The sequence below is a fragment of the Mucilaginibacter sp. UR6-1 genome, from assembly GCF_020880975.1.
GTDB lineage: Bacteria > Bacteroidota > Bacteroidia > Sphingobacteriales > Sphingobacteriaceae > Mucilaginibacter.
The window spans coordinates 66,964-87,103 of the sequence record NZ_JAJIWP010000004.1; the positions used below are offsets into that span (position 1 = coordinate 66,964).

Genomic DNA, 20,140 nt, shown 5'->3' on the forward strand with positions numbered 1-20,140 from the left:
AACATGATAAAGAAATTTTTAGTAGCAGGGTTGCTGCTTACCGCAACGGCCGGTACCTACGCGCAGGATGTGAACAAACTCATAGTTCAGGAAGATGTAGGTAAGATCATCAAAACCCTATCAGCAGATGATATGCAGGGGCGCGGCAGCTTTACGCCGGGTATTGACAAGGCCGCCAAGTTTATTGAGGGCGAGTTTAAAAAAGCAGGCCTTAAACCCCTTACCGGCGAAAAGGATTTCCGCCAGTCGTTCAGTGTAATACGCTCAACCCCGGTAAGTATACAGGTAAACATTAACGGCAAACCGGTGATTACCGAAAACGCCTTTGCTATGGCAGGCGCATCATTTAAATGGACTGCCGCCAGCGGTGCTGAGGTTGTAACATTGGCTGCCGGGCAGGATTTTCGTACCGAATACCGCAAGTACATGGCATCGGACAAGAACATGCTTATTTTGGTTGATCCATCATTCGCAGATATTTTTGGCAGGCTGCGTGGCCGTGCCATGGGCGGCAATGTTAGCCTGAAGGTTGACAGTGCCAAGTCATTGGTTTTTGTGCTGGGCAAGTTTGATAATACATCAAACTACGAAGTAAATTACGAGGTAAAGAACGAGCCTGCGCCGCTGTTTAACGTAGCAGGTATGATCAAGGGAAAAACCAAACCCGAGGAGTACGTGGTTTTCTCAGGCCATTACGATCACCTGGGCATCATTAAACCAACTGACAAGGATAGCATTGCCAACGGCGCTGATGATGACGCGTCGGGTACAACAGCGGTTATCGCATTAGCTAAATACTATAAAAAACTAAACAACAATGCCCGTACCCTGATCTTTGTAGCCTTTACGGCCGAGGAAATCGGCGGCTACGGTTCGCAATATTTCTCAAATAAGGTTGACCCGGATAAAACGGTAGCCATGTTTAATATTGAGATGATTGGCAAGGCATCAAAATTCGGCACCAACTCGGCATTTATTACGGGTTATGAGCGGTCGGATTTTGGCACCATCCTGCAAAAAAACCTGGAGGGTACCGCATTTAAGTTCCATCCTGACCCATACCCAGAGCAGCAGTTGTTTTACCGCAGCGACAACGCCACATTGGCAAGGCATGGCGTACCGGCACACACCATCTCAACCGATCAGATTGATATTGATAAGCTGTATCACACGGTGAAGGATGAATACAGCTCGTTGGATGTAAACAACATTACCTCAACCATACGTGCCATCGCCCTTAGCTCGCGCAGTATTGTAGCCGGCAAGGATACACCTACCCGCATCCCTAAAATGGACGATTAATATTATATCGACCTTATTTTTCAGACACTATTTCGGCCTGCTGTTTTTTCGGCAGGCTTTTTAGTATCAGTTCATACGAGTGGTCAATCATCTGGTGGATTTGTTTTATGGTGAGGCTGCCATCCATCTGCACGGTGTTCCAGTGTGTTTTGTTCATGTGGTAACCGGGCTGTACTTCGGGGTGCTGTTCGCGCAGTTCAACGGCCAGTTCTGGGTCGCACTTGGCGTTAAAGCTGTTACCGTCAATACCGGCTAATAAAAATATTTTGCCGCCTATCTTAAATACCAGCGTGTCATCGCCAAACGGAAAACTTTCGTCGGCAGCGGGTTTGGTAAGGCAGTAGTCGCGCAGTTCTTCAATATTCATGGCAAAAGGTATTTTATACTGATTGTCAAAAATACCTTTTTAGGTTTCAATTGTTAAACGGATAATTATTATTGTAACTATGAATCTGTCAGCCCTTACATATACCGTTACCGAACGTTTTTTGCGTTATGTAACTATCGATACCCAGTCGGACCCGGAATCGCCCACCTGCCCATCAACCGAAAAGCAAAAGGATCTGGGCCGGGTGCTCGTTGCCGAATTGCTTGAAATTGGCCTAACCGATGCCCATATAGACGAGTATGGTTATGTTTATGCCACCATCCCCTCGAATACGGATAAGGATGTGCCGGTGATCTGTTTTTGCTCGCACATGGATACCGCGCCCGATTGCAGCGGAACAGGGGTAAAGCCGATAGTACATCAAAATTATACCGGTGCTGACATTGTATTGCCCGATGATGATACGCAGGTGATTCGCCTGGCTGATCATACTGACCTGAAAAACCAATTGGGTAATGATGTGATCACCGCCAGCGGCAATACCCTGTTGGGTGCCGATAACAAGGCTGGTGTGGCCGAGATAATGGATGCCTGTTACCAGTTGATGAATAACCCGCAGATCAAACACGGCACCATTAAAATACTGTTTACACCTGATGAGGAAATTGGCCGTGGGGTAGATAAGGCAGATATTGAAAAGGTAGGAGCCTATGCCGCCTACACCATGGATGGTGAAAGCGCGGGTAACCTGGAGAACGAAACCTTCTCGGCCGATGGTGCTAAGCTAACCATTAACGGCGTGAGCGCACACCCCGGTTTTGCCAAAGGCAAAATGGAAAGCGCCATCAAAATAACCGGTGAGATAATTGCCGCCCTTCCTTTCGAGCTTTCGCCGGAGGGCACGGAGGAGATGGAGGGATTTATTCACCCGGTAGGCATACAGGGCCATGTGGAAACCGCTACCATTGAATTTATACTACGTGATTTTGATGAGGAGAAGCTACATGCCCATGCCGAAACATTAAAGCGGATTGCCGATGAGGTTTTAGAAAAATACCCGGCATCATCCTACTCCCTTAAAATAACCGAACAATACCGCAACATGAAGGCGGTGCTGGATCAGCATCCTGAAATAACGGAATACGGGCTGGAGGCTATTCGCCGTGCGGGCATGGAAGCCAAACTTTGCAGTATCCGCGGTGGTACGGATGGTTCGCGGCTGTCGTTTATGGGTTTGCCCTGCCCAAATATTTTCGCGGGTGAGCATGCATTCCATAGCAAACAGGAGTGGGTATCGGTACAGGATATGCAAAAAGCGGTTGATACCATTTTGCACCTTTGCGCCATCTGGGAAGAAAAAGCCTAATACGTTAATCATGGCCGATGATGCTCAGCGTACCCCTCGAAAGATCATCCATATTGATATGGATGCCTTTTACGCGTCGGTTGAGCAGCGTGATCACCCGGAGTATCGCGGCAAGGCCTTGGTAGTAGGTGGCCTGCCCGAAGGGCGGGGCGGCGTGGTGGCCACGGCAAGCTACGAGGCGCGCAAGTTTGGTGTACGCTCGGCCATGCCATCAAAACAGGCGCTGCAATTGTGTCCTCATGCTATTTTTGTGCGGCCACGGTTCGCGGCATATAAGGAGGTATCGCAAAAGATAAGGGAGATATTTCGCAGGTATACTGATTTGATCGAACCATTGTCGCTTGATGAAGCATACCTCGACGTAACCACCGATAAACTGCAGGTCGGCTCGGCCATTGAGATAGCCAAACAAATTAAGGACGCTATTAAAACCGAATTGCAGCTAACCGCTTCGGCAGGGGTATCAATCAATAAGTTCGTGGCTAAAATAGCATCGGACATGAATAAGCCCGATGGGCTCACCTTTATCGGCCCCTCGCAAATAGCGGCCTTTATGGAAAAACTGCCGGTAGAGAAATTCTTTGGCGTGGGTAAAGTAACGGCCACTAAAATGAAGAATATGGGCCTGCATACCGGTGCCGACCTGAAACGGCTTACCGAAGATGAAATGACCAAAGCCTTTGGCAAGGCCGGGCGGTTTTATTACCAGATAGTACGCGGTATTGATAACCGGGCGGTACAGCCGCACCGCGAAACCAAATCAGTAGGCGCTGAAGATACCTTTGCTTATGACCTTACCCAATTAGATGAAATGAACCCCGAGCTTGACCGCATTGCCGAAACCGTAGCCACCCGCCTGGAACGATACGAGCTTAAAGGCCGCACGGTAACGCTCAAGGTAAAATATCACGATTTCAGGCAGATCACCCGTAATCAATCGGTTATTACGCCCGTTTACAGCGCTAACGAGATCGCGCAGATCGCTAAACAATTGTTAGCCGTAGCTGCTACTGATGATATGAAGGTACGCCTGTTAGGTATCTCGGTATCAAACTTTGGCGAACCGCAGCGCAAAGCCGATCCGCATACCGATCAATTACGATTATTTTGACTATTGGTGTTTCTTTTCTCCGGCAAATAACTTTTCACCCGCTTTTATTTTTACCGCCAATTTATTCTCCAACGGCGGTACCGGGCATCGGTAGCCATCGCTGTAAGCACAATACGGGTTATAAGCCTTGTTAAAATCGATACTTATGCTGCCATCCTTAATATCATTAGCATTCAAATCAATATAACGCCCGCCCGGGTAAGTATCAGCACCGTTGGTTTGATCGGTAAACGGCAAAAAAAGGTAATCCTTATATTGCGGCATGGCAGCAAGCGCGGGGCTCTTAAATAAAGTAAGTTGCAAAGCCTTGCCTTTAAGCGTAAATGTAAGTTTAGCAAAGCGTACATACTCCTTGCTTGAGCCATCAAATGTAGTGAGGTTAATAAGTGGCTGATTTTGTAGCAGCTCCACTTTGGCCATTACGCTGCAGGTGCTGTCGGCATCAAAAAAGCGCAGGTTAGGCAGGTCGTCCTTTTTTAACGGCGAGCGTTGCTCGGCCAAAAAATCGTCCATGTACTTTTGCCGGTGGGCGGCTATCAGCTCTTTAAAGGTTTGCGCATAATTGTTAACTGCCGTTATCAGCAGTACAGCCACTAAAAATATCCTCTTCATTATTATTTAAGCTTTTGCACCATTTCAAAATATTTAACCTGCTTTTTAACAGTCGGGCGCTCGTTATAAGCCAAATAATAAACATAAGCCTTATTTTGGTCAACTCCCGGCATTATGGCAGGCAGGGCTTTGCGTATGGCCAGGTTCTCGGCCTTTAAAGCGGCGGTATCCTTCAGGTTTATTTTTGATTGATAGCATATCTGCGGAAAGCTGCCTTCGGGTGTAGTTTTGTTAAACACGCCAAAAATTTGCGGCCTGGTGGTTACGGCTGTAATGGCATACGGAAACGGATAACGCTTATTAGCATCATTACCTACAGCGGCATATATCTCTGCCATAGGCTGTTCAGACGTGTATTGCCATATTTGGCTTGGGTGCAGGCAACTCATGGTAAGCGCAAGTGTATTAAGCGCCTCTACTATCTGCCCTTGGGCATAGCTATCTTTGGCATAGCTGTAAAGCTGCGGCGCGGTTTTATTATTAATAGTATAAGGCCCCACATCAATCTTACACAACTTCCACCCGTAAACGTAATTAGCATACATAATGGTTACCAGCTCCTTATTAGGGCCTTTGGCGGGCGATAAAAATGCGATATACATCTCTTCGGCAAATGCCGGATAGTTCAATTCGTAAGCCTCTACACCATTTTTATTAGCGATGATGGTATCACGGTCGTTATACTTATTAACAACATAATACTCGTTCATAATAGCGTAACTGGTATCTGCCTTTAAACGATTGGCCACCAGCTCTATCTCCCTCTTGGTTGACGGATCATCCAGCAACTCTTTAGACAGCATGTTCTCCAGCGTTTGCTTATCATCCTTTCGCATGGCTTTGATAAGTTCATCGTTCAGCTCATCAAAACGCTCTTTATCCGAGGCCGGTATCTGTTCGTTTTTCCAATATCCGGGTTCCTTTTTTTTGCAGCTTTGAGTAAGCATGGCAAGCGCCAGCAGCGCGATGATCAATCGTGATGGTTTAAGCAATAATAGGGGTTTCATAACAGGGATAAATATACAAAATCAAAACACTGCGCTTATTTGTATTATTAAAAATAACGTATTGATAGCTACCTGAAAAATACGTACATTTAATCTACCGGTTATAAATTCCAATTTAGGCGAAGGAGGTGTAGTGATGAGGTCGCTTGTTTTATTTGTTGTTTTATTATTTTCGGTTGCGGTGCATGGGCAAGGCAAACAGGCATCATTTTGCTTCGATTTTTATGGCAACACCTTTTGTGCCGAGGCTGATACATCACTAAACGGCAACATCCCGCAAGAAATATCAACACAGAACATTAAAGATTTTTATACCGGCATTACCGCACTGAATTATAAACCCCTGGTAGCCGCCATGCAGGCCTATCGTAATGAGCATAAGCTAAACGACTGGCTTTACTACCAACTGGTACGAAAAACCGCCGAACAGCTTAGCCCTAAAAATACCAACTATGGCAGGTATACCTTATACAAATGGTATTTGCTTACCGCCTCCGGGTTTGATGCAAGGCTGGCCATTACGCCCGGCAATCGTATTATTTTTTATGTGTACAACAATGAGGATATAGCTGATATTCCATTTTTTATGGTAGATGGCAAAAAATACATGTGCCTTAATTACCATGATTACGCCCATGCTGATCTGCATCAGGATGCGCCGCTGCCTGTACAGTTAAAAGTACCGGGGGCAACACATGCGTTCTCATACCTGGTAACCAGGCTGCCCGATTTTAAGCCCGAAAGCTATGTTGCCAAACAAATACAATTTAAATACGGCAAAACCACCTATCACTTTGATGTTAAACTCAATAGCGAGGTCAAAAATATTTTCGCCAACTATCCCGGGGTTGATTTCAGCTACTATTTTAACATTCCGCTCAGCAAAGAAACCTATGGCTCGCTGATACCCGCACTGCGTAAAAATGTAAAAGGCATGTCGCAAAAAAAGGGGATCGATTACCTGATGCGCTTTACCCGTTACGCGTTTTTGTATGAAGATGACGAGCAGAATTTTGGTAAGGAAAAACGCATGTCGCCCGAGGAAACCCTTTTTTCAGAATATAGTGATTGCGACGACCGCGCCGCCCTGTTTTTTTACCTCGTGAAGGAGATCTATGATCTGCCGATGATCGCCATGCTGTACCCAACCCACATCACCATAGCCGTACAGTTTGATAAGCCGGTGGGCAAACCCATAGTTTACGAAGGCCGCTCGTATTCGGTATGCGAGCCTACCCTGCAACCCGAGGATCTGAAGATAGGGCAGCTATCATCAAAGCTTAAAAAACAGGCCTACCAGGTGGTGTACAGCTACACACCATCAAATTCTATCCGCTAAGTGTTATAATGATGCTTACCTTTACCCCCGATGCTCGAAATACTTTATCAGGACGAATACCTGGTGGCTATAAACAAACCGCACGGTTTGCTGGTACACCGCTCATCCATCGCTAATGATGCCAGCGAGTTTGCCCTGCAAATACTGCGCGATCAATTAGGCCAAAAGGTATACCCCGCCCACCGCATTGACCGCAAAACGGGTGGCCTGCTCCTCTTCGCGCTTGATAAGGATACTGAGATAGCCATGCAAAAGCAGTTTGCCAATAACCAGGTAAGCAAAACCTACCTTGCGCTGGTACGTGGCTACGCACCTGATGCGGGTGAGATAGACTATGCGCTGCGCAAGGAGAACGGCACACTGCAGGATGCTTTTACCGCCTACACCACCCTGCAACGTGCAGAGTTGGATATACCTTTGGGCAAACACCAAACATCGCGGTATTCGCTGCTTGAAGTAAAGCCACGCACCGGCCGTATGCACCAGATACGCAAACACCTGGCGCATATATTTTACCCTATTATTGGCGACCGCACCCATGGCTGCAACAAGCAAAATAAATTGTTTAAAGAGCGCTGGGCTATTGAAACCATGTTTTTGCATGCGGCAAATGTATCATTTACGCATCCTGTTACTAATAAGGCTATTAGCATTAATGCCGGTTTACAACCCGAGTTTAAAGAGGTATTAAAACTAATGGCAATGGATTTTAATTTTTAGTTAAGCTATTTTGCCATACGGCAAACAGTAAGTGCTTCTGGTGGTTATAAATACTCTGTATAAAGTTTTAGCAAATACAACACCAAATGAAAGTAGCACTCACCCCACAATTGCTTGGCGATCTGATAGAAAAAGGGTTTACCTATATGCTGGCAAGCGAGGTTTATGAACCCGATGCCGACCGTAACGCCCCAATTGTATTAAAGCCAATTAAAACCACTCCCATTTTACAGCAATTGCCCGATGGCTACCAAACCTATTACCGCATAACCCGCGAGCCTATGCAGATGTGCTGCGGCATTAGCGGAACACAAATATTGGTGGATTACGAGGTAGGGATATACGATGAACCATCCGATACTGAAGATGTGTATAACGACAGTTATTTTAGGATGAGTGAGGGTTTTTTTAGACAGGTGCTTGACAGCCTGGAGGATTATGCCGTGTTTACAACAGATAATTTGGGTAATGTTAACAGTTGGAACACAGGCGCGCAAAAAGTTTTAGGCTATACCGAGAATGAGGTATTGGGTTACAGCGCGTCAATATTTTTTACTACTGAGGATGTTGCCCGTAGTATGCCCGCAGTGGAACTGGGTACGGCATTAAGAGAGGGCCGGGCCATTGACGAGCGCAACCATGTACGCAAGGATGGCTCAAAGTTTTGGGGCACCGGCCTGGTGTTCCCTTTATATGATGAAGCACACAAGCATCGTGGCTTCACAAAGATCATGCGAAATTTACGCGAAGAAAAGGAATCACGCGAAAGCGGAGAGATTTAAATAAGTTAACTGATTTGAAATTATTTTTCAGCAGGTGAAACTTCACCATATCTTGCTACGTATAAGTTTCAAAATTCTGTTTACTAAGCATATACAGGTATTCAAACTATTGTTACTATCTACACTTTTTTGTGTTAAAGTTGCCCCGGGCGTTCAACTTTTTACAAAAAAATGTATCATTTATTTGCAATTTTAAAATGAATGGATAGATTTGTAGTTAACAATAGACATATTGTATAATTTAATAAACAGTTTGTTGTACCCCTATTCAACAAGATAAAAGGATTAAATGAAGAAATTTACTATTGCTATCGCATTGTTCATCAGTGTACTAAGTGTTCAGGCTCAAACAAAAACCGCTACCGCTAACACTGCTGAAAATGCAGGTGATGAACAGGAAAGCTTAGCTAAAACATACCTTTCGCAAATTATGGGTGTTGCATTATCAGCAACCTCAAACCTTAAACTTTTTGAAGTAGTACATGATTGGATAGGCACTCCGTACCGTTTTGGCGGCAGCAGCCGCAAAGGCATTGATTGCTCAGGCTTTACCAAAGAGGTGTACAGCAAGGTGTTTAACCTTACCATCAAACGTAACTCACGCGATATATTCAGCATGGTGAGCCCTGTTCGCCGTAATGAGTTAAAAGAAGGCGATCTGGTTTTCTTTAAAATTCGCAGCCGCCGTATATCACACGTTGGTGTTTATTTAGGCGGAGGCCGCTTTGCCCACGCTTCATCAAAAGGTGTTGCCATTTCAAACCTTGAAGATCGTTACTACAGCCGTTATTTTTACAAAGGCGGCCGTTTAACAGCCGAGTATCAGGATGAGCTTGAAATTCCGTTAGAAGAAGAAACTAATTAAAAACTTATTTATACTAAATGCCAGATCCTTTCGTAACTACGGAAGGATTTTTTTTTGCCATGTACCGTAACCTTCTCCTTTACTTATTTATATTGCTGATTATTGCAGGGTGTATGCCTGCGGATAACCGTTCGGCTAACCACCAGAGCACCTTGCCTGAACAAGATACCTCAGAACAAGTGGTAATACCCCCCGGTGATACCATCAGCATTGCCGCGGTTGGCGATATTATGCTGGGCACTTCATATCCTGACAGATCAACCCTGCCCCGCGACAGCGGAAAAAATAGCTTTAAACCTGTATTGGCACACTTGCAGGATGCTGATATAACATTTGGCAACCTTGAAGGGGTATTGTTAGATACCGGTGCCGCAGCCGATTTTAAATTACACCAGCGCAGCAAAGCCTACCTTTTCAGGATGCCGGAGAGCTATGGCGGCTTACTTAAAGAAGCGGGTTTTGACCTGATCAGCCTGGGTAACAATCACTCTAATGATTTTGGGCCGGCCGGGCGTAAAAGCACCATGCGGATACTGGATTCATTGCAGATAGCAAACGCGGGCCTGCGCAGCAAACCAACCGCCATATTAAAAGTAAAGGATATAACTGTAGGTTTTTGCGCTTTCTCCCCTAACAGCCAAACCTTATCGCTGCTTGACCTGCCCAATGCGGCAAAGATCATCAGCGAGTTAAAGCAGCAAACAGATATTGTGATCGTATCCTTTCACGGCGGCGGCGAGGGTACCGAATTTGAACATGTAACCCGTAAAAACGAAAGCTATAAGGGCGAGAACCGAGGCGATGTTTACGCTTTTGCCCATAACGCCATTGATGCCGGTGCCGATGTGGTTTTAGGCCATGGTCCGCATCTTACCCGCGCAGTGGAGTTGTATAATAAACGCTTTATTGCCTACAGCATGGGCAACTTTTGCACCTATCGCGGTGTAAATACCACCGGTTTGTGCGGGCTTGCACCGCTCCTCAAATTAAAAATAAATAAAAAGGGCGAGTTTGCCTGCGCGCAAATTATCGCTACCAGGCAAATCTATCCCAAAGGTATTCATATTGATACCGCAAACCGGGTTATTAAACGCATTAAAGCATTATCAGCATCTGATTTTCCGGAATCTAACCTGAACATAAGTAATAACGGGGCAATAACCCTGTCGCGTTAAACTGCCTTATCAGCCGTATTGCGTACCAGGCCAACTCCTGTAAAAAAGAAAATGATACCAATAACGCCAACTACTACAAGGGTGGTCATTTCGGCGCTTTTTTGTATAATACCAACACCGGTATAAATTAAACCAACAATACCTAATACGGTAAGTATGGTTCCAAATGTGCGTTTTAAGTTCATGGTTGTTTTTAGTGTTTTGCTTTAATAAAACAAATTGCACACCAATATTTAATTCTATCTTTATTTAAACCTTTAATCTTCAATTATGGATGTTTCTATATCATTAGCCGTTGTTTTTATATTGTTGCTTATTGTATTGTTCAGTTCATTTGTGACCGTAAAACAGGGCACTATAGCTGTAGTTACCATATTTGGCAAATACCGCCGTATACTTACGCCGGGCCTTAATTTTAAGATACCGCTTATTGAGCTGATACAATCGCGCATCTCGATACAAAACCGCTCGGTTGAGCTGGAGTTTCAGGCCGTAACTTACGATCAGGCTAATGTATATTTTAAGGCAATGCTGCTATACTCCGTATTAGATCAGCAGGAAGAAACCATCAAAAACGTGGCCTTTAAGTTTGTTGACGAGCGTAACCTGATGCAGGCGTTGGTGCGCACCGTTGAAGGCTCTATACGCGCCTTTGTAGCCACCAAACGCCAGGCAGATGTACTGATACTGCGCCGCGACATTGTAGAGCACGTAAAAGAGCAACTGGATAACATTCTTGAAGGCTGGGGCTATCACCTGCAGGACCTGCAATTAAACGATATTACCTTTGATGACATCATCATGAAATCAATGAGCCAGGTAGTGGCATCAAACAACCTGAAAGCCGCTGCCGAGAATGAAGGCCAGGCACTGCTGATCACCAAAACCAAGGCTGCCGAAGCTGAGGGTAATGCCATCAAGATCTCCGCCGAGGCCGAGCGCCAGGCGGCGCAGCTACGCGGACAGGGTATAGCCCTCTTTCGCGAAGAGGTAGCTAAGGGTATGACGGTGGCCGCCAAAGAAATGCAGGAAGCCAATATGGATACCTCGGTGATATTGTTTACTATGTGGACAGAATCCATCAAACACTTTGGCGAGAACTCAAAGGGCAACGTTATCTTTCTTGATGGATCGGTAGATGGTATGCAGCGTACCATGAAAGAAACAATGGGGTTAAACCTTTTAAAGAGCGATCAGGTCAAAAAGTAAAAAACTTTTTGACTGTATGGTATCAATATTTTTGAGATTGACATTGGTGGCTGTGCTTTGTACCATCACTAACAGCTTTGCACAACAAGGCTACAAAACACTTACCGTTAATGATTTTCAGGGCACGCCGCGCCGCAGCAACTTTGCCGCGGTAGCTTATACTAATTGCAGTATAAGCTATAATTACAGTGTAAAACGCATAAAAGGTGTATTCAGGATTGATTTTGAGGTGGGTATGGTTATGAACCGGGACAGATCATGGCTTGACCGCACCCGCGTTAAAACACCCGAAATGCTGGCCGAGGTATTACGGCATGAACAGGGCCATTACGATATTGCCTACCTGCAGCAGCAGGAAGTTTTGCGAACCTTTAACCGCACACAGTTCGGGCGCGATTACAGTATGGTGATAGCCGATATTTTTAACCGCATTGATGCCAAATACCAGCAGATGAACAAGGATTATGAGGATGATACCAACCATATGCAAAACCGCGCCCAACAAGCCGTTTGGGACAGGTACCTGCAAAAAAAGGTAAGTAATATGCCGCCGCTTACGGCAGCGATGTAAATAAAAAGCGCTGCCATTAATGGCAGCGCTTTTTTGGGGTAATGATTTTTAATACAACAAATGATCGTACGGATACCTGGCTGTATGTATAGCCTTTACCTTATCGTACAATAACTGGCGGAACTCGTCGATATTTTCACGCTTGGCGGCGGATATAAATATGGCCGGGCTGTTGTGACGGGCCATCCAGCTTTGCTTAAAATCTTCAAGCGTTAGCGGTTTCAGTTCCTCGCCTTCAAAGGTTTCCGCAGGCTGGTAAGCGTCAATTTTATTGAATACGGTGATGTTATCCTTATCCACCGCGCCCAGATCCTTCAGCGTTTCATTAACCGTACGTATCTGGTCCTCAAAGTTAGGGTGCGATATATCAACCACATGGATCAGTATATCGGCCTCGCGTACTTCGTCCAGGGTTGATTTAAAGCACTCTACCAAATGGTGAGGCAGCTTGCGGATAAACCCAACCGTGTCTGACAGCAGAAACGGCGCATTCTCTATCACTACTTTGCGCACCGTTGTATCCAGTGTGGCAAACAGCTTATTCTCAGCAAAAACATCCGATTTTGAAAGCATGTTCATAATGGTTGATTTACCTACGTTGGTATAACCCACCAATGCCGCGCGCACCAGTTGGTGGCGGTTTTTGCGCTGCGTTTCGTTTTGGCGATCAATATCCTTCAGCTTTTCCTTTAACAGCGATATTTTGTTCAGGATCAGCCTGCGGTCGGTTTCTATCTGCGACTCGCCCGGGCCGCGCATACCAATACCACCCTTTTGGCGCTCAAGGTGAGTCCATAAACGGGTAAGGCGGGGCAGCATGTATTGCAACTGTGCCAGCTCAACCTGGGTTTTTGCCTGCGCGGTTTGGGCACGGCCTGCAAAAATATCGAGGATAAGGTTGTTACGGTCAAGTATCTTCACCTTCAGCTCGTTCTCAATATTACGCAATTGCGATGGCGACAGCTCATCATCAAATACAACAATATCAATTTCTTCGGCTATTACATATTCCTTTATTTCTTCGAGCTTACCGGTACCTACATAGGTAGCACGCTCAGGGCGCGAGAGTTTTTGGGTGAAATGCTTAACGGTTTTTCCGCCTGCGGTTTCCACTAAAAACTCCAGCTCTTCCAAATATTCTTTTTCCAGTTCTTCGGTTTCGTCGGCAGTAATTACGCCAACCAAAATCGCTTTTTCCTGCTTCACAGCAGTATCATAATACTTTTGTTTCATTCAATAAAATGATTAACAATCAAAATGCCAAGTTACTAAAAGGCATTGTTTTACTCATGCACATGCCAAAATAACATACGGCAATACATTAATAGGGCATTAACCCGGCAATAATGATCAAGTAGTAAAAATAAGATTAATTAACATACTCCGGTCCGGCTATCGGGCAATAGCTTTACCTGGGAACCAAAGCATTAAGCAAATACGGTAGTAATTTCCATGATGATACAAAGGTAATAAATTTTTACAAGATGAGATTATGCCGTTTGGTAGATTATAATAAGCAACTCATTGCGAGGTACGAAGCGATCCCTTTAATCAAATCCAACAAGTCGCTTTAGAGATTGCTTCGTACCTCGCAATGACGTAATGAGAAATGCAAAGCAATAATCAACCCACCCTTTTTGAATACGCCCTCAACCCAACAAAGCCGGCCAACGCGGCAACAACCGACGCGGTAAGGATTGCGAACTTAGCACTGCTTTGCAACCCGGGCTCACTGAATGATAGCAGGGAGATAAATATCGACATGGTAAAACCAATACCGGCAAGCGTACCAATGCCGAGAAGGTGCGCCCAATTAATACCTTCGGGCAATTTGCTGAGCTTGGTTTTAACGGCGGCAAACGTCATTAAAAATATACCCAAAGGCTTGCCAACCACCAGGCCGAATATTATGCCTAAACCAAGCGGGGTTAACAAACTGCCAAGCATCCCTGGCTCATAGGTAATATTGGTATTGGCTAAAGCAAATAAAGGCAGTATTATAAAATTGACCGGCACTGATAGCTTATGTTCCATTTCAGTTAACGGAGAATAGCCTGACTTGGTTTTTACCGGAACCGCAAAGGCCGTTAACACCCCGGCCACCGTAGCATGAATGCCCGAGTGATGAATAAAGTACCACATAAACATGCCGGGCACCAGGTAAAACCAGGCGTTTTTAAGATCGAAATAATTAAACACTAAAGCCAGGGCGAAAAAAGCCAGGGCATAAAACAAATAGTTTATTTCCAATCCATGCGTATAAAACAAGGCGATCACCACAATAGCCCCAAGATCATCAACAATGGCCAAGGCTGTTAAAAACACCTTTGCTCCAACCGGAATAAACTTTCGCAATACATTTAATATGGCTATAGCGAAAGCAATATCGGTAGCCATGGGTATTCCCCAGCCTGCGGAAGTGCTGCTGGCGTTATAATTAAATATAAAATAGATCAACGCCGGGAATAGCATCCCACCTATAGCACTCAACACAGGCAGCGCCGCCTTTTTTACTTCAGAGAGTTCTCCCTCAACCATCTCCCGTTTGATCTCTAACCCCGCCATCAGGAAGAATATGGCCATCAGTGCATCATTGATGAATGAAGCCACGGTAAATTCAGGCCCAAGCGCATCGCCCGCGACTCTGGTGCCAAGCAAACCGGCAAAAGCATCATTAACAGGCGAGTTAGCCAAAACAAGCGAAAGCACTACACAGCTTAACAGCAATATACCGCCCGCCGATGGATGCTCAATAAACTCTACCGCTTTCTTTAATCGTCTGAATTTCGCCATACGGCGAATATACTTAAACAACCACTACCAGACAGTCTAATCCTCCTGTATCACCGATAAGATATTTCCCGCCGGATCAGTAAACCAGGCAATGGTAGGGCCGTTGCCGCGCATAATATTATCATCGTCCGTTTTAAGCTCGGGCATGTTATAGCTTTCAAATTGTACTCCTTTTTCCTTCAACTCTTTAACGGTATCCTCTATACTGCTCACCGTAAAATTGAGTACGGTAAAAGTGGCCGGCTGATGGTTTGGCTTAGGGTATATAATAGCCGAGCCACCGCCCGGTAATTTTATATCGAGCACACCCATTTCATTTAAATTTACTTCTAAACCCAGCGTGGTACCGTAAAACTCTTTGGCCTTTTCTATATTGTTTACAGAAAAGCCTGCAAATGCACTATTTGGTTTAAACATGGTATTTATTTTTAGCTTATGTACAACAAACTGTTTGCCAGTAAGCAATTTATATAGGGTGCAAACAGGACATATAAAGGCGGTGTATCCGCCTGATTTTTCGCTTTGCCGCCACTAAACAACAATATATGCCCGTTTAAAGTTTAATAAGCAACACAGGAAGTGTAAATTGGCATCATCAACAAGCAAAAACCAACAGTATGCAAACCCAGCTATTAGGCAACGCAAAACAGGTAACCACGCAAAACGATCATATTATTATACAAACGGCCGAAGCAACGGCCAAAATATGGGTGTATGCCCCGGCTATCATCCGGGTAAATATTACGCAGACACCTGATAAGCCCGATGCCTCATTCGCGGTGATACAGCAGCCGGAAACCGGCATCAAATTTACTGAGGCTGATAATGAGCTCACCATTACTACCGGCCAACTGATACTCAAAGTAAATAAAACTCCGCTACGATTTAGTTTTTACACAGCCGAAGGCAAGGTGTTGAGTGAGGACGATGCCCGCTTTGGCGTTAACTGGCAAAACGAACGGGTGGTTAATTACCGTAAACTTTACGCTGATGAAAAGTTTATAGGCCTGGGCGAAAAAACAGGCGACCTTAACCGCCGCGGTACACATTACGTTAATTGGAATACCGATGCCTCAAAACATACCATTTACACCGATCCGCTTTATAAAACTTTCCCGTTCTTTATCGGGCTGCATAGCGGGTTAACGTATGGTTTATTCTTTGACAATACACACAAAAGCTATTTCGACTTCGGTGCTACTACTGATGATGAAATGAGCTGGTTTGGTGCAGATGGCGGCGACATGAACTATTATTTTTTCGGGGCGCAGGGTGTAGCCGATATTATTAAAGATTATACCTGGCTTACCGGGCGTATGGAAATGCCGCCGCTGTGGAGCATTGGCTACCAGCAATGCCGCTACAGCTACATGAGTGCTGATGAAGTACTTAGCATCGCCCAAAAGTTCAGGGAGCATAATATACCTGCCGACGTAATTTATTGCGATATAGATTACATGGACAATTACAAGATATTCACCTGGAATGACGAAGCTTTTCCTGACCCTAAAGGGATGATAGATAAATTGAAAGCACTCGATTTTCGCACGGTTTGTATTGTTGACCCGGGCATTAAAGTTGAGGAGGGGTATAAACAATATGACGAAGGTGTCGCCAAAAACTATTTTGCCACATATACCAATGGCGACAATTACATAGCCAGCGTATGGCCGGGCCGCTGCCACTTCCCTAACTTTTTTGATGACGAGGTGAAAGAGTGGTGGGGTGCAGCCTTTACGGCACTTACCGAACCGGGCGTAGAGGGTTTTTGGAACGACATGAACGAGCCTGCCGCCTGGGGACAAAACATCCCCTACCTGGTAAAATTCGGCGACCGGTACATGGCCGAGGTACGCAACGCCTACGGTATGGAAATGACCAAAGCTACTTATAATGGTACGCGTCAAATATTAGGCAACAAACGCCCATTTATGCTTACCCGTGCGGCTTATTGCGGCACACAACGCTTTTCGGCGGTGTGGACGGGTGATAACACCGCTACTGATGAGCACATGCTTTACGGGCAGCGCCTGGTGAACAGCCTCGGCTTGGTGGGCATGTCATTCACCGGGGTTGATATTGGGGGCTATACCGGCAACCCTACCCCTGAACTGATGCTGCGCTGGAACTCGCTGGGTGTTTACATCCCGATGTACCGTAACCATGCTGAAATAGGTACTGCCATGCGCGAACCATGGGAATGGGGCCAGGAAAATATGGCCATCATCCGTAAGGATATTGAGCTGCGTTACCGGTTACTGCCTTATATTTATTCCGGTTTTTATGAATCCTCACAAAACGGATTACCCTTGAGCCGTACTTTAGCGATTGATTATACGCCGGATGAAAATGTGTTTGATGTTCGCTATCAAAACCAGTTTCTGTTTGGCAATTCCCTATTAGTGGCACCGGTTGAAAGCACCAAACTTACCGCCGAAGTTTACTTACCTGAGGGCGAGTGGTACCGCTTTGGTAATGATAAGGCATATGAGGGAGGCATGGCGCACACCGTACCTGCGCCGTTAAATGATCTGCCGGTATTTGTAAAGGGCGGAGGCATCATCCCGATGCAAAGTGTTATTCAAAGCACCAATGAAGCGGGCGACGGTATACTTTACCTGCACATCTGGAAAGGCATACAAGATTCAACCTTTATTTACTATGAGGATGACGGCGTAACGTATGATAACGAGCGCGGCATCTTTCATAAAAGAGAGATCAGCTACCATGCTGAAAGTAATACCGTAATGCTTGCCGTAGCAGAGGGCAGTTACACCTCAAAATTCAATACATTAAAACTGATATCGCATGGCTTTGATAAATCTATAAAAGAGAAAGAGGCGCTTTATCATTCCGGTGTGATAGAGATCAGCCTGTAAGCAATATCAACACATAAAAAAAACGAAAGGCCCTGCAACTTGTGGTTACAGGGCCTTTCAAATTATCAGGAATTATTACTTTTTATCGTCTTTTACCTCTTCATAATCAACGTCAGTTACGGTGTCTGAGTTGTCGGCTTGCGCACCGGCAGCACCGGCGTCTGCACCCGGTTGCTCACCGGCTTCGGCAGCAGCTTTGTACATATCCTCTGACGCGGCTTTCCATGCATTATCCAATTCACCTTGGGCAACTTCAATGTCGGCCAGGTTTTTAGAGGCATGTGCGGCTTTCAACTTGGTAAGGCCTTCTTCGATAGGTGCTTTTTTGTCAGCAGGTATCTTATCGCCATACTCTTTCAACTGTTTCTCGGTCGAGAAGATCAAAGCATCGGCAGCATTCAGTTTTTCAACTTCTTCTTTAGCCAATTTATCTGATTCAGCATTAGCTTCTGCTTCAGCTTTCATCTTTTTGATCTCTTCGTCTGTCAAGCCTGATGAAGCCTCGATACGGATCTTTTGCTCTTTCCCGGTAGCTTTATCTTTTGCAGATACATGTAAAATACCGTTGGCATCAATATCAAAGGTTACTTCAATTTGAGGCACACCACGAGGTGCTGGTGGAATACCATCCAGGTGGAAACGGCCTATGGTGCGGTTTTGCGCGGCCATTGGGCGCTCGCCTTGCAAAATGTGGATCTCTACCGATGGCTGGCTGTCAGACGCGGTTGAGAATGTTTCTGATTTTTTGCTCGGGATAGTAGTATTAGCCTCGATCAGTTTGGTCATTACACCGCCCATGGTTTCAATACCTAATGAAAGCGGGGTAACGTCAAGCAATAACACATCTTTAACCTCACCGGTTAATACACCACCTTGAATAGCGGCACCGATAGCTACCACTTCGTCAGGGTTTACACCTTTTGAAGGGGCTTTGCCAAAGAATGATTGCACGGCTTCCTGAATAGCAGGGATACGGGTTGAACCACCTACCAGGATGATCTCGTCAATATCTGAAGTACTGTAACCGGCATTTTTCAATGCTGTACGGCAAGGCTCAATAGTACGTTTTACAAGGCTATCAACCAATTGCTCAAATTTAGCACGGCTCAAGGTTTTAACCAGGTGTTTAGGCATACCGTCAACAGCGGTGATGTATGGCAGGTTGATCTCGGTTTGCGTAGTGCTTGAAAGCTCAATTTTAGCTTTCTCAGCAGCTTCTTTTAAACGTTGTAAAGCCATAGGGTCTTTACGCAGATCGATGCCTTCGTCGCTCTTGAATTCGTCGGCCAGCCAGTCAATAATAGCCTGATCAAAGTCATCACCACCAAGGTGCGTATCACCATCGGTTGATTTTACTTCGAACACGCCATCGCCCAACTCAAGTACTGATACGTCATGCGTACCACCACCGCAGTCAAACACCACGATCTTCATGTCCTTGTGTGCTTTGTCCAAACCATATGCAAGGGCGGCGGCAGTAGGCTCGTTGATGATACGGCGTACTTTTAAGCCTGCAATTTCACCGGCTTCTTTAGTAGCCTGGCGTTGTGCATCGTTAAAGTAAGCAGGTACGGTAATAACCGCTTCACTCACTTCAGTCCCTAAGAAATCCTCGGCGGTTTTCTTCATTTTTTGAAGAATCATGGCCGAAATTTCCTGCGGGGTATAGTTACGGTCATCAATAGCAACACGCGGGGTATTACCTTCGCTAACCACGTTATATGGAACGCGCTCTTTCTCTTTGCTTACTTCAGCAAATTGGTTACCCATAAAGCGCTTGATAGAGTAGATTGTTTTGCGGGGATTGGTGATCGCCTGGCGCTTTGCCGGGTCACCCACTTTACGTTCGCCGTTGTCAACAAAAGCAACTACCGATGGCGTAGTGCGCTTACCCTCGCTGTTGGCAATAACCACAGGCTCGTTACCCTCCATTACAGCCACGCATGAGTTTGTTGTCCCTAAGTCGATTCCGATAATTTTAGACATATTGTATGATTGTTATTTCTTTGTTTGTAAATATTAATTACCCACAGCTATTTATCAATGCGTGTGCCAAATAGTAAATGGCAGTAATGCGTCAG

At 45.4% G+C, this 20,140-nt stretch carries 19 protein-coding genes; 11 read left to right on the forward strand and 8 right to left on the reverse strand.

Features of this window, described 5'->3' with window-relative positions; genetic code table 11:
- The first annotated feature begins 3 nt into the window (after nt 1-3).
- Complete coding sequence (locus LJ707_RS15545) at nt 4-1,302, forward strand: M20/M25/M40 family metallo-hydrolase (RefSeq protein ID WP_228952688.1); 1,299 nt, start codon at nt 4-6, stop codon at nt 1,300-1,302.
- 13 nt (nt 1,303-1,315) lie between these two features.
- Here the strand turns inward: LJ707_RS15545 and LJ707_RS15550 are convergent, their stop codons facing one another.
- Nucleotides 1,316-1,669, reverse strand: a complete 354-nt coding sequence (locus tag LJ707_RS15550; RefSeq protein WP_228952689.1) for an MmcQ/YjbR family DNA-binding protein — start codon at nt 1,667-1,669, stop codon at nt 1,316-1,318.
- Between the two features lie 79 nt (nt 1,670-1,748).
- On the opposite strand from LJ707_RS15550, the gene pepT reads away from it, so the two are divergent.
- The gene (gene pepT / locus LJ707_RS15555) at nt 1,749-2,996 is read left to right on the forward strand and encodes a peptidase T (protein WP_228952695.1); all 1,248 of its coding nucleotides are present in this window, start codon (nt 1,749-1,751) and stop codon (nt 2,994-2,996) included.
- Between the two features lie 10 nt (nt 2,997-3,006).
- Entirely contained in the window at nt 3,007-4,107 is a 1,101-nt protein-coding gene (gene dinB / locus LJ707_RS15560) for a DNA polymerase IV (protein ID WP_228952697.1), read from the forward strand.
- Here dinB and LJ707_RS15565 read toward each other — a convergent pair whose 3' ends face one another.
- Both LJ707_RS15565 and LJ707_RS15570 read right to left on the reverse strand, forming a co-directional pair.
- Entirely contained in the window at nt 4,108-4,719 is a 612-nt protein-coding gene (locus LJ707_RS15565) for a DUF1684 domain-containing protein (RefSeq protein WP_228952699.1), read from the reverse strand.
- A gap of 2 nt (nt 4,720-4,721) precedes the next feature.
- On the reverse strand, nt 4,722-5,726 hold the full coding sequence (locus LJ707_RS15570) for a hypothetical protein (protein ID WP_228952701.1): 1,005 nt from the start codon (nt 5,724-5,726) through the stop codon (nt 4,722-4,724).
- Nucleotides 5,727-5,862: 136 nt separating this feature from the next.
- Between LJ707_RS15570 and LJ707_RS15575 the strand changes: the two genes are divergently transcribed.
- The 5 genes from LJ707_RS15575 to LJ707_RS15595 all read left to right on the forward strand — a co-directional run bounded on the left by LJ707_RS15575 (nt 5,863) and on the right by LJ707_RS15595 (nt 10,607).
- A complete protein-coding gene (locus LJ707_RS15575; protein WP_228952703.1) occupies nt 5,863-7,065 on the forward strand; it encodes a hypothetical protein in 1,203 nt (400 codons plus the stop codon).
- A gap of 30 nt (nt 7,066-7,095) precedes the next feature.
- The gene (locus LJ707_RS15580; protein ID WP_228952705.1) at nt 7,096-7,785 is read left to right on the forward strand and encodes a pseudouridine synthase; all 690 of its coding nucleotides are present in this window, start codon (nt 7,096-7,098) and stop codon (nt 7,783-7,785) included.
- Between the two features lie 86 nt (nt 7,786-7,871).
- The gene (locus tag LJ707_RS15585) at nt 7,872-8,567 is read left to right on the forward strand and encodes a PAS domain S-box protein (protein ID WP_228952707.1); all 696 of its coding nucleotides are present in this window, start codon (nt 7,872-7,874) and stop codon (nt 8,565-8,567) included.
- A gap of 289 nt (nt 8,568-8,856) precedes the next feature.
- On the forward strand, nt 8,857-9,432 hold the full coding sequence (locus LJ707_RS15590; RefSeq protein ID WP_228952709.1) for a C40 family peptidase: 576 nt from the start codon (nt 8,857-8,859) through the stop codon (nt 9,430-9,432).
- A gap of 17 nt (nt 9,433-9,449) precedes the next feature.
- Nucleotides 9,450-10,607: a CapA family protein gene (locus LJ707_RS15595; protein WP_228952711.1), complete on the forward strand. Its 1,158-nt coding sequence runs from the start codon at nt 9,450-9,452 to the stop codon at nt 10,605-10,607.
- Here the strand turns inward: LJ707_RS15595 and LJ707_RS15600 are convergent.
- Entirely contained in the window at nt 10,604-10,792 is a 189-nt protein-coding gene (locus tag LJ707_RS15600) for a hypothetical protein (protein ID WP_228952713.1), read from the reverse strand. The genes LJ707_RS15595 and LJ707_RS15600 overlap by 4 nt on opposite strands.
- A gap of 85 nt (nt 10,793-10,877) precedes the next feature.
- Here LJ707_RS15600 and LJ707_RS15605 point away from each other — a divergent pair, with 85 nt between their 5' ends.
- On the forward strand, nt 10,878-11,816 hold the full coding sequence (locus LJ707_RS15605) for an SPFH domain-containing protein (RefSeq protein WP_228952715.1): 939 nt from the start codon (nt 10,878-10,880) through the stop codon (nt 11,814-11,816).
- Between the two features lie 16 nt (nt 11,817-11,832).
- Entirely contained in the window at nt 11,833-12,387 is a 555-nt protein-coding gene (locus tag LJ707_RS15610; protein ID WP_228952717.1) for a hypothetical protein, read from the forward strand.
- A gap of 48 nt (nt 12,388-12,435) precedes the next feature.
- Here LJ707_RS15610 and hflX read toward each other — a convergent pair whose 3' ends face one another.
- The 3 genes from hflX to LJ707_RS15625 all read right to left on the reverse strand — a co-directional run bounded on the left by hflX (nt 12,436) and on the right by LJ707_RS15625 (nt 15,597).
- Nucleotides 12,436-13,620, reverse strand: a complete 1,185-nt coding sequence (gene hflX / locus LJ707_RS15615; RefSeq protein WP_228952720.1) for a GTPase HflX — start codon at nt 13,618-13,620, stop codon at nt 12,436-12,438.
- Between the two features lie 390 nt (nt 13,621-14,010).
- Nucleotides 14,011-15,180: a Na+/H+ antiporter NhaA gene (nhaA, locus tag LJ707_RS15620; RefSeq protein WP_228952722.1), complete on the reverse strand. Its 1,170-nt coding sequence runs from the start codon at nt 15,178-15,180 to the stop codon at nt 14,011-14,013.
- 36 nt (nt 15,181-15,216) lie between these two features.
- Entirely contained in the window at nt 15,217-15,597 is a 381-nt protein-coding gene (locus LJ707_RS15625; RefSeq protein WP_228952729.1) for a VOC family protein, read from the reverse strand.
- 200 nt (nt 15,598-15,797) lie between these two features.
- On the opposite strand from LJ707_RS15625, the gene LJ707_RS15630 reads away from it, so the two are divergent.
- Entirely contained in the window at nt 15,798-18,059 is a 2,262-nt protein-coding gene (locus LJ707_RS15630) for a glycoside hydrolase family 31 protein (protein ID WP_228952731.1), read from the forward strand.
- 75 nt (nt 18,060-18,134) lie between these two features.
- Here the strand turns inward: LJ707_RS15630 and dnaK are convergent, their stop codons facing one another.
- Complete coding sequence (dnaK, locus tag LJ707_RS15635) at nt 18,135-20,045, reverse strand: molecular chaperone DnaK (protein ID WP_228952733.1); 1,911 nt, start codon at nt 20,043-20,045, stop codon at nt 18,135-18,137.
- Between the last annotated feature and the right edge of the window lie 95 nt (nt 20,046-20,140).